At 68.0% G+C, this 8,712-nt stretch carries 8 protein-coding genes; 5 read left to right on the plus strand and 3 right to left on the minus strand.

What is annotated here, in order from left to right:
- Positions 1-152: 152 nt before the first annotated feature.
- Genes purB through O9335_RS07635 form a run of 3 tightly spaced genes read right to left on the minus strand, consistent with a single transcriptional unit; the run spans position 153 to position 3,887 of the window.
- Positions 153-1,526 (minus strand): adenylosuccinate lyase, encoded by a 1,374-nt coding sequence (purB, locus tag O9335_RS07625; RefSeq protein WP_298385987.1) that lies wholly within the window; start codon positions 1,524-1,526, stop codon positions 153-155.
- A gap of 34 nt (positions 1,527-1,560) precedes the next feature.
- The gene (locus O9335_RS07630; RefSeq protein WP_298385990.1) at positions 1,561-2,631 is read right to left on the minus strand and encodes a M48 family metallopeptidase; all 1,071 of its coding nucleotides are present in this window, start codon (positions 2,629-2,631) and stop codon (positions 1,561-1,563) included.
- Positions 2,631-3,887, minus strand: a complete 1,257-nt coding sequence (locus tag O9335_RS07635) for a YjgN family protein (RefSeq protein WP_298385992.1) — start codon at positions 3,885-3,887, stop codon at positions 2,631-2,633. The genes O9335_RS07630 and O9335_RS07635 overlap by 1 nt, the downstream gene beginning before the upstream one ends.
- A 185-nt stretch (positions 3,888-4,072) precedes the next feature.
- Between O9335_RS07635 and O9335_RS07640 the strand changes: the two genes are divergently transcribed.
- The 5 genes from O9335_RS07640 to O9335_RS07660 all read left to right on the plus strand — a co-directional run.
- On the plus strand, positions 4,073-4,699 hold the full coding sequence (locus O9335_RS07640; protein WP_298385995.1) for a glutathione S-transferase C-terminal domain-containing protein: 627 nt from the start codon (positions 4,073-4,075) through the stop codon (positions 4,697-4,699).
- 118 nt (positions 4,700-4,817) lie between these two features.
- Positions 4,818-6,677 carry a signal peptide peptidase SppA gene (sppA, locus tag O9335_RS07645; protein WP_298385998.1) on the plus strand — a complete coding sequence of 620 codons (1,860 nt, stop codon included), beginning with the start codon at positions 4,818-4,820 and terminating at the stop codon, positions 6,675-6,677.
- A complete protein-coding gene (locus O9335_RS07650) occupies positions 6,677-7,798 on the plus strand; it encodes a homoserine O-acetyltransferase (RefSeq protein ID WP_298386016.1) in 1,122 nt (373 codons plus the stop codon). The genes sppA and O9335_RS07650 overlap by 1 nt, the downstream gene beginning before the upstream one ends.
- Positions 7,795-8,364, plus strand: a complete 570-nt coding sequence (gene metW / locus O9335_RS07655) for a methionine biosynthesis protein MetW (protein ID WP_298386001.1) — start codon at positions 7,795-7,797, stop codon at positions 8,362-8,364. The genes O9335_RS07650 and metW overlap by 4 nt, the downstream gene beginning before the upstream one ends.
- A gap of 133 nt (positions 8,365-8,497) precedes the next feature.
- A partial coding sequence (locus O9335_RS07660; protein WP_298386004.1) for a hypothetical protein occupies positions 8,498-8,712 on the plus strand: 215 nt, incomplete at its 3' end.

Raw genomic sequence — 8,712 nt, forward strand, 5'->3', positions numbered from 1 at the left:
CCAGTTACTGCCCCGGCCCTAGCCGCAGCGCGTCAGGGCCGCAGGCGACCCGGGCCGGCGGATTGGGCCGGTGGCGAGGCTGGCACTCTAGGGGTGCGCCGTGGAGCGCCAGCCGCGCGTTTGCCCGGGGGCGGCGTCAGCGACTGAGAGGCTCAGATGCGCGCGGCCAGTTGGGCGGCGATGCCCGTGTAGTGCCCCGGCGTCAGCGCCAGCAGGCGCTGCTTCTCGGCCTCGGGCAGGGCCAGGCTCTGGATGAAGTCTTGCATCAGCTGCTGGGTGATGACCTTGCCGCGGGTGAAGGCCTTGAGCTGCTCGTAGGGCTCGGGCAGGCCGAAGCGGCGCATCACGGTTTGCACCGGCTCGGCCAGCACTTCCCAGGCGGCGTCCAGGTCGGCCGCCAGGTTGGCCGGGTGAGCCTCCAGCTTGCCCAGGCCCTTGGCCAGGCTGTCGTAGCCCAGCAGGGTGTAGCCCAGGGCCACGCCCATGTTGCGCAGCACGGTCGAATCGGTCAGGTCGCGCTGCCAGCGGCTGATGGGCAGCTTCTGGGCCAGGTGTGTGAGCACCGCGTTGGCCAGGCCGAAGTTGCCTTCGGCGTTCTCGAAGTCGATGGGGTTGACCTTGTGCGGCATGGTCGACGAACCGACCTCGCCCTCTTTGGTCTTTTGCTTGAAGTAGCCGACGCTGATGTAGCCCCAGATGTCGCGGCTCAGGTCGATCAGGATGGTGTTGACGCGGGTGAAGGCGTCGAACAGCTCGGCCATGTAGTCGTGCGGCTCGATCTGGATGGTGTACGGGTTGAAGTTCAGGCCCAGGCGCTGCTCGATCACGCCGCGGCTGAAAGCCTCCCAGTCCACGTCCGGGTAGGCGCTCAAGTGGGCGTTGTAGTTGCCCACGGCGCCGTTCATCTTGGCCAGCAGGGCCACACCCGCGATGCGCTCGCGGCCGCGCTGCAGGCGGGCCACGACGTTGGCGATCTCCTTGCCCACGGTGGTGGGGCTGGCGGTCTGGCCGTGGGTGCGGCTCAGCATGGGCAGGCCGGCCAGCTGGTGGGCCATGGCGGTCAACACGGCCACGATGCCATCGAGCGAGGGCAACATCACGTCCTGGCGCGCGGCCTTGAGCATCAGGCCGTGGCTGGTGTTGTTGATGTCCTCGCTGGTGCAGGCGAAGTGCACGAACTCGCCCTTGGCCGTCAGCTCGGGGAAGGGGCTGGCGGCGAACTGCTGCTTGATCCAGTACTCCACGGCCTTGACGTCGTGGTTGGTGGTGCGCTCGATGTCCTTGATGGCCTGGGCGTCGGCCGGCGCGAAGGCGGCCACGCGCTGCTGCAGCCAGTCGCGGGCGGCGGCGCTCAGGGGCGGGAACTCGGGCAGGCCGGCGTCGCTCAGGGCGATGAACCACGCCACCTCGACCTGCACGCGGCGGTGCACCAGGCCGAACTCCGACAGCAAGCCTCGCAAGGCTCCCATGCGGCTGGCGTAGCGCCCGTCCAGAGGGCTGAGGGCGGTGAGGGCAGAAAGTTCCATGGCGGCGGCCAGCGATGAGGACAAACCCGGTATTTTACGGAGCCCGCTGCCGCGCACCCTCTTCGAAAAAGCGCACGCGCTCGCTGTCCGCCGGGTGGGTGGACAGGCCGAACCAGGGGTCGTCGCCGTCCCGCTTGGGCGCCGCTTTTTTGAGCGCAGCGAAGAAACGCACCATGGCGCGCGGGTCCAGCCCAGCGGCGTGCATGAGCTCCAAGCCCAGCGCGTCGGCCTCGCGCTCGTGATCGCGCGAGTACTGCGCGTGCATCAAGGCCGTGGGGGCGCCGGCCAGCAGCGTGGAGTAGTCGCCGATCCACCAGGCCATGAGCGCGCCGGCGGCGGCGCTTTCTGTCAGCATGCGCAGGCCGTGCCGGCCGCGCACGTGACCGATTTCGTGGGCGATGACGCCCAGCAAGGCTTCGTCGACCGGGCCTTGTCCCGAATCGAGCAACGCCACCAGGGCGTCGGTCACCACGATTTGGCCGCCCGGCAGGGCGAACGCATTGGGGCCGAGCCAGTCTGGGGCGCGCAGGACCTGCACCCGAACCGGGGGCAGGTTCCAGTCGGCTGGCACCGAGGCCAGCAGGCGATGCACGGCGGCGTCGATGCGTTGGCGTTGGGCCTCGGGCACTTGGCTGTCTTTCAGCCAGCCTTGGTCGCGCATTTCCGTCATCACCGACTCGCCCAGCCGGGCCTCCCAACTGGCGGGCATCCAGTCGGCCACCCGCTGAGCCCCCCAAGGGATGCCCCAGGTCCACGCGCTGGTCATCACCACCAACAGCAAGCCCAGCGCCGCCAGCGAGGCTCGCCAGCTCAGGGCCCAGCGAACGGCCAGGGAGGGGCTCAAGCCCAGTTGGGTGGACCACTCGTCCCAGGCGGCGGCGTCGGGCAGGCTGAGCACGCTGCCATCGGGCAGCAGCACTTGGCGCTGCCCGTGGCGGGTGCGCTCGGGCCACTGCACCTCGCGCCCGACGTAGCGACGCGTGGCGCCGCTGGCCCGGTGGTGCAGCAGCAATTCGCTGCCGGTCCATTGCAGTTCGACGTCTTGCGCCTGCGGGCTGCGCCCGTCGAACCAGGTGGCGCTGAGCAGGGGCGTGGCGGCGTGCATCACAGACCGACGTCGATGCCGAAAAAGTCGCCCGACATCTCGCCGGCCGCGCCGGGGCCGGCCGCTGCCGCCCGGACGCCCCAGTCGTCCATACGGCCGATGAGTTCGATGCGCATGGCTTCCAGCCGCAAGCGGTGCACGGCCACCACGGCGAACGGCCGATACAGCCCCAGCGTGAACACCGTGAGCACCAGGTTCAGCAGGAGGCGCCGCGTCAGGGCCAAGGCGGAGAGGTCGCTTTCAAAGCACAGCTGCTGGCTGCGCGTGCAGTCCCAGGTGAGGTTTTGCAGCCGGGCAGAAAAGTAGCCCTGGACGGTGAACAACAGGGCCAAGTAGCCGAGGAATACCAGGGCCATGACCACCCCGCCCACGACCATCGCGCCCGCCTTGCCACCAGGCACAAAACTGCCCAGAGCACCACCGATCACGGCGGCCAGCATGACCAAAACCACGATGGCCACCAAGCCGCCCAGCAAGATGGCGAAGGCGATGCCGCCGATGGCGTAAACCGGCCCGGGGTTCAGCAACATGCGCGCCACTTGACCCGCGTAGCGGTAACCGTTGTGCTGGTAGCGCTTGATTTGCGTCAGGCTCCACGGGAGCATGGCCATCAACACCAGCATGGCCCCGCCGTTCCAGGCGGCCACTTTCAGCATGGCGTCCGACATGGCTTTGGTGTCTTCGGGGTCCACCCCTTGCAGCGCGATCGCATTGGCCACCAGGATGAGCAGCGTGGGCACGGCCAGCGGCAGCATGGCGCGGTAGGCGCCTTTCAGGTCGCCCTCAAAGGCGAACCGCAGGCCCCGCCAACTGGTGTTGCTCAGCCGAAAGCGCAGCGACGAGCGCCACAGGGCCGGCCACAGCAGCGCGAGCAGGCCAAACACGGCCACCGACAACCAAGACGACAAGTGCCCCGACAGCGAGTAGCCGCCGAACAGCAGCAGCATCAGCACGTAGCCACGCAGCATCTTCCAGGGGTCGCCATGGAAGGCCAGGGGGTGGCCGTCGATCACGGTGTTGGCGTAGAAGTAGCGCAGGCGCCGTGCTTTGGCGAAGGGCATGTAGAAGCCCAGCGTGAGCACGATCAACAGCAGGTTGACGATCCAGATGCGGAAGTACTCGCTCCCGCTGGCGGTGAATTGCAAGGGCAGCAGGCGGCTGACCGGCTCGTGGGCGACGGGGACGGCCAGGGTCGGACCGTGGTCGGCCGGCGGCAAGCTCCCGGCATCGGCGGTGGGCAAGGGGGTGTCGGACATCGGGTGCTGGGTTTGGGCTGGGCGAGGCCAAAGCGGCGCATTCTCGGGACCGAAGCCGCTTTCCGTTCCGGGCGAAACCCCTTGTTCGTGGTGGGGTGGACTCTCCAATTCGACGAAACCCTGCTGCATAGAATCAATCGAACCGCCCCCTCGAGGGCAGCAAGGGATCGCACCAGATGTCCGCGATGAAGCTCATCGGCTCCACCACCAGCCCTTTCGTGCGCAAGCTGCGCATCGTGCTGGCTGAAAAAAAACTTGACTACCAATTGGTCCTGGAAGACGTCTGGGGCGGCGACGACATCCTCAAGATCAACCCTCTGGGCAAGGTGCCCTGTTTGGTGATGGAGGGGCAAGACTCCATCACGGGTGCGATGTTCGACTCGCGCGTGATCGCCGAGTACTTGGACACGCTGTCGCCCGTGGGTCGCCTGATTCCCGAAAAAGGCCGCGAGCGCGCCGAAGTGCGCACCTGGGAAGCGCTGGCCGACGGCATCCTCGATGCCGCCATCCTGGTGCGGCTTGAGCGCAGTTGGTCAGGGCGTGCGCAAGAGCAGCGCAGCGAAGCCTGGGTCCAGCGTCAAATGGGCAAGGTCCATGCGGGCTTGGATGCCATGGCGCGCGGGCTGGGCGACAAGCCCTGGTGCTCGGGCAACCACTTCACCCTGGCCGACGTGGCCGTGGGCTGTTGCCTGGGTTGGCTCAGCTTCCGTTTCATGGAGCTGACTTGGGCGGCCGAGCACCCCAACTTGGCGAGGCATCTGGACAAGCTGATGACTCGGCCCAGCTTCGCGGAGACGGTTCCGATCGCTTGACGGCTGACGGTGCCCCGTGCGCTCGGAGTCTGCGCGGCAGAAGCCCGCGCCATGACCAGAGCCATCCCTCGGGGCCGTCCCTAAAATCGGCACCCCTTCCTTCACCAGGGTGTTCACCATGGGCATCAAGCAGGTTTTGTCGCCGGTCGGCCGGTTCATCGTGCGTGCTTGGGGCTGGCTCGACATCAGCCGGCGCTTCGTCTTCAACCTGCTCTGGCTGATCATTTTGGTCGCCATCGTCAGCGCGGTCTTCAGCCGCGGCGACAAGCTGCGCGACAAGACCACCCTGGTGCTGGACTTCGAGGGCCGTCTGGTGGAGCAGCGCAGCGGCACGCCTTCTGAGCGCCTGAGTGCTGAGCTGCAAGGCGGCAGCACCGCGCAGACGACCCTGCGCGACGTGCTCAAGGCCTTGGATGCTGCCGCGACCGACCCCCACGTCACCCAAGTGCTGCTGGACTTTTCGAAGTTTGGCGGCGGTGGGCAAGCCAGCTTGCGTGAGGTGGCCAGCGCGCTGGAGCGGTTCAAGAAAAGCGGCAAGAAGGTGATGGCTTACGCCGATGCCTACGACCAGCGCAGCTACCAACTGGCGGCGCAGGCCGACGAGGTGTTCATGCACCCCATGGGCATGGTCATGCTGGAGGGTTTTGGCCGGTACCGCAACTACTACAAAGACCTGTTCGAGCGCGTGGGCGTGGAAGCCAATGTGGTGCGGGCCGGCAAGTACAAGAACTTTGGTGAACCCTATTTCGCCAACGGCCCGTCGCCTGCGACCATCGAAAGCGAAAGCCTGCTGTACGGCGACCTTTGGGCCCGCTACATGGCCGGCGTGGAAGCCGCGCGCAAGCTGCAGGCGGGCAGCATCACGGCCTACATCGACACCTTGCCCCAGCGCATGACCGAGCTGAAGGGCGACACGGGCCAACTGGCGCTGCAGGCCAAGCTGGTGGATGGCCTGAAAGAGCGCGACGAAATTCGGGCTTTGTTGATCGAGCGCGGCAGCAAGGACGCCGACGGCAAGAGCTACCGCAAGATCGACTTGGCCGCTTATGTGGCCCAGCTCAAACCCGAGATGCCGGCTCCCAAGCAGGTGGCCATCGTGGTGGCCGAGGGGAACATCGTCGACGGCACTGCCAATCCGGGCACGATCGGTGGCGACAGCACCGCGGCGCTGGTGCGTCAAGCCCGTGAAGACGAGAAGGTGGTGGCCGTGGTGTTGCGCGTGAACTCGCCCGGTGGCAGCGCCTTTGCCAGCGAGATCATCCGCCGCGAACTGGAGCTGACGCGCAAGGCCGGCAAGCCGGTCGTGGTGTCGATGGGCGATGTGGCGGCCTCGGGGGGCTACTGGGTGAGCATGAGCGCCGATGAAGTGATCGCCGACGCCTCCACCATCACCGGCTCGATCGGCGTCTTCGGCATGCTGCCCAACGCCAGCAAGGCCATGGACAAGATTTCGCTGCGCACCGGTGGCTACGGCACCACGTGGCTGGTGGGCGCGGGCGACCCCCGGCTGCCGCTGGACCCGCGGGTGAAGCAGGCGGTGCAGGCCGGTGTGGACCGCATCTACATCGACTTCACCACCCGCGCGGCCGAAGCCCGCAAGACCACGCAGGAGGCCATCGACGCGGTGGCGCAAGGTCGTGTGTGGACGGGCCAGCAGGCGCTGGAGCGCAAACTGATCGATCGCGTGGGCAGCTTGGGTGACGCCATCGCCAGCGCGGCGCAAAAGGCCAAGCTCGAGGGCACGCCTTCGGTTCGCTACGTTGAAAAGGAACGCGGCCGTGCGGAGAAGCTGATCGCCGGGTTGTTCGACAGCCATGCCCCGGCTGTGGGCACTTGGTTGCGCACCCGCCTGGGCCTGCCCAGCTTGCCCGCTCCGCTGACTGAAGCGCAACGCGAGCTCGGTTGGCTGATGGACGCCAGTGCCCAGGGGCCGCTGCCGGTGAGCACGCACGTGCACTGCCTCTGCACGTCGCCTTGATGGGGTCGGTCGGTCGCGTCGAGCCCCAGCGGCTGGACTTCAGCACGCCGCTGCCCCTGCGGCGAGGCGGCGTGCTGCCGGCCTATCACCAGCTGGTGGAGACCTACGGCACGCTGAACGCCGCCAAGAGCAACGCGGTGCTGGTGTGCCACGCGCTCAACGCCAGCCACCATGTGGCGGGGCACTACGAGGACCCGCGCAGCACCGGCTGGTGGGACAACCTCATCGGCCCCGGCAAGCCGTTGGACACCGACCGCTTCTTCGTCATCGGCGTCAACAACCTGGGGTCCTGCTTCGGGTCCACCGGCCCGATGCACGACAACCCCGCCACGGGCAAGCCCTGGGGCGGCGACTTCCCCACGGTGACGGTGCAAGACTGGGTCGACGCGCAGGCCCGCGTGGTCGACCACTTCGGCATCGACCGCCTGGCCGCCGTGCTGGGCGGGTCCTTGGGCGGCATGCAGGCGCTGGACTGGAGCCTGCGCCGGCCCGAGCGTCTGGCGCACTGCCTGGCCATCGCCACCGCGCCCAACCTGTCGGCGCAGAACCTGGCCTTCAACGAGGTGGCGCGCCGCGCCATCGTCAGCGACCCCGACTTCCATGGCGGCCACTTCTACCAACACGGCGTGGTGCCCAAGGCGGGCTTGCGCGTGGCGCGCATGCTGGGCCACATCACCTACCTCAGCGACGACGTGATGGACGCCAAGTTCGGCCGCGAGCGCCGCCGCGACCTCGAGGCCGGCGTCGACGAGTTCCAGATCGAGAGCTACCTGCGCCACCAGGGCGACAAGTTCGCCGGCTACTTCGACGCCAACAGCTACCTGCTGATCCAGTACGCCCTCGATGACTTCGACCCCGCGGCCGAGTTCGGGGGCAGCTTGAGCGCCGCCTTCGCCCGCGCCAAGGCCAAGTTCTGCGTGGCCAGCTTCACCACCGACTGGCGCTTCTCGCCGGCGCGTTCGCGCGAGATCGTGCAGGCCTTGCTCGACAACAACCTCGACGTCAGCTACGCCGAGATCGACGCCCCCCACGGGCACGACGCCTTTCTGATGGACGACCCGCGCTACCACGGGCTGCTGCGCCACCGCTTTGCGCAGATCGCGCGGGAGGTGGGCGCATGAACCCGGTCATTGCCGATTTGGTGCCCGCCGGCAGCCGCGTGCTCGACCTGGGTTGCGGCAGCGGCGAGTTGCTGGCGCACCTGCAAAACGTGAAGGGCTGCAGCGGTTATGGCATCGAGTTGGACGACGCCAAGCTCCTGGGGTGTGCCGAGCGCAGCGTCAACGTGCTGCAGCTCGACCTGGAGCAGGGCCTGTCGATGTTCAAGGACCAGAGCTTCGACGTCGTGCTGCAACTGCAGACCCTGCAGCAGGTGCGCCACGCGGCCGAGATGCTGAAGGAAACCGTGCGCGTGGGCCGGCGCGGCATCGTCAGCTTCCCCAACTTCGCGCACTGGCCCAACCGCCTGCAGGTGATGGCTGGGCGCATGCCGGTGACGCGCACCTTGCCCTACGAGTGGCACGACACGCCCAACATCCGCGTGGGCACGCACGCCGACTTCGCGCTGCTGTGCGAGCGCTTGGGTCTGCGCGTGCTGCAGAGCTTCGGCCTGCGCGGTGACGAGCGCATCGACACGGCGCCCAACTGGCGCGCACCGGTGGCGGTGTTCGTCATCGAACGGGCGTGAACGCCCCGCCGGCGGCGCGCGGCATGCGCCCGCCGGTAGCGCGATGCGCGACTTCGCCCCCTCGCGCTGGCGCGCGCCGCGCCGTTTGACCACCATGCAAGCGCGGCATGTGCCGTGACTTCGCAGGTGGTTCATGAACCGACCCTCGCCCCATTCCTTCCGTTCCTCACTCGCCCTGCTGGCCCTGGGCGTGAGCGCCGGCCTCACCGGCTGCATGGTGGTGCCCTTGGACCCGCAGCCCTACCGCACGGCCAGCGCCGCCCCCGCGCCGGTGCTGGTGCCCGCGGCCCCTAGGAGTCTGCGCGGCAGAAGCCCAGGCCGGCGTGGCCCCTGGTCCGGCGCAGGCTA

The sequence above is a fragment of the Inhella sp. genome (assembly GCF_027532025.1).
Lineage (GTDB): Bacteria > Pseudomonadota > Gammaproteobacteria > Burkholderiales > Burkholderiaceae_C > Inhella.

What these genes read in the sequence shown, in the direction of transcription:
- purB (WP_298385987.1), bottom strand. Translation starts at nt 1,526, where the DNA reads ATGGAACTTTCTGCCCTCACCGCCCTCAGCCCTCTGGACGGGCGCTAC.
- O9335_RS07630 (WP_298385990.1), bottom strand. Translation starts at nt 2,631, where the DNA reads ATGCACGCCGCCACGCCCCTGCTCAGCGCCACCTGGTTCGACGGGCGC.
- O9335_RS07635 (WP_298385992.1), bottom strand. Translation starts at nt 3,887, where the DNA reads ATGTCCGACACCCCCTTGCCCACCGCCGATGCCGGGAGCTTGCCGCCG.
- O9335_RS07640 (WP_298385995.1), top strand. Translation starts at nt 4,073, where the DNA reads ATGAAGCTCATCGGCTCCACCACCAGCCCTTTCGTGCGCAAGCTGCGC.
- sppA (WP_298385998.1), top strand. Translation starts at nt 4,818, where the DNA reads ATGGGCATCAAGCAGGTTTTGTCGCCGGTCGGCCGGTTCATCGTGCGT.
- O9335_RS07650 (WP_298386016.1), top strand. Translation starts at nt 6,677, where the DNA reads ATGGGGTCGGTCGGTCGCGTCGAGCCCCAGCGGCTGGACTTCAGCACG.
- metW (WP_298386001.1), top strand. Translation starts at nt 7,795, where the DNA reads ATGAACCCGGTCATTGCCGATTTGGTGCCCGCCGGCAGCCGCGTGCTC.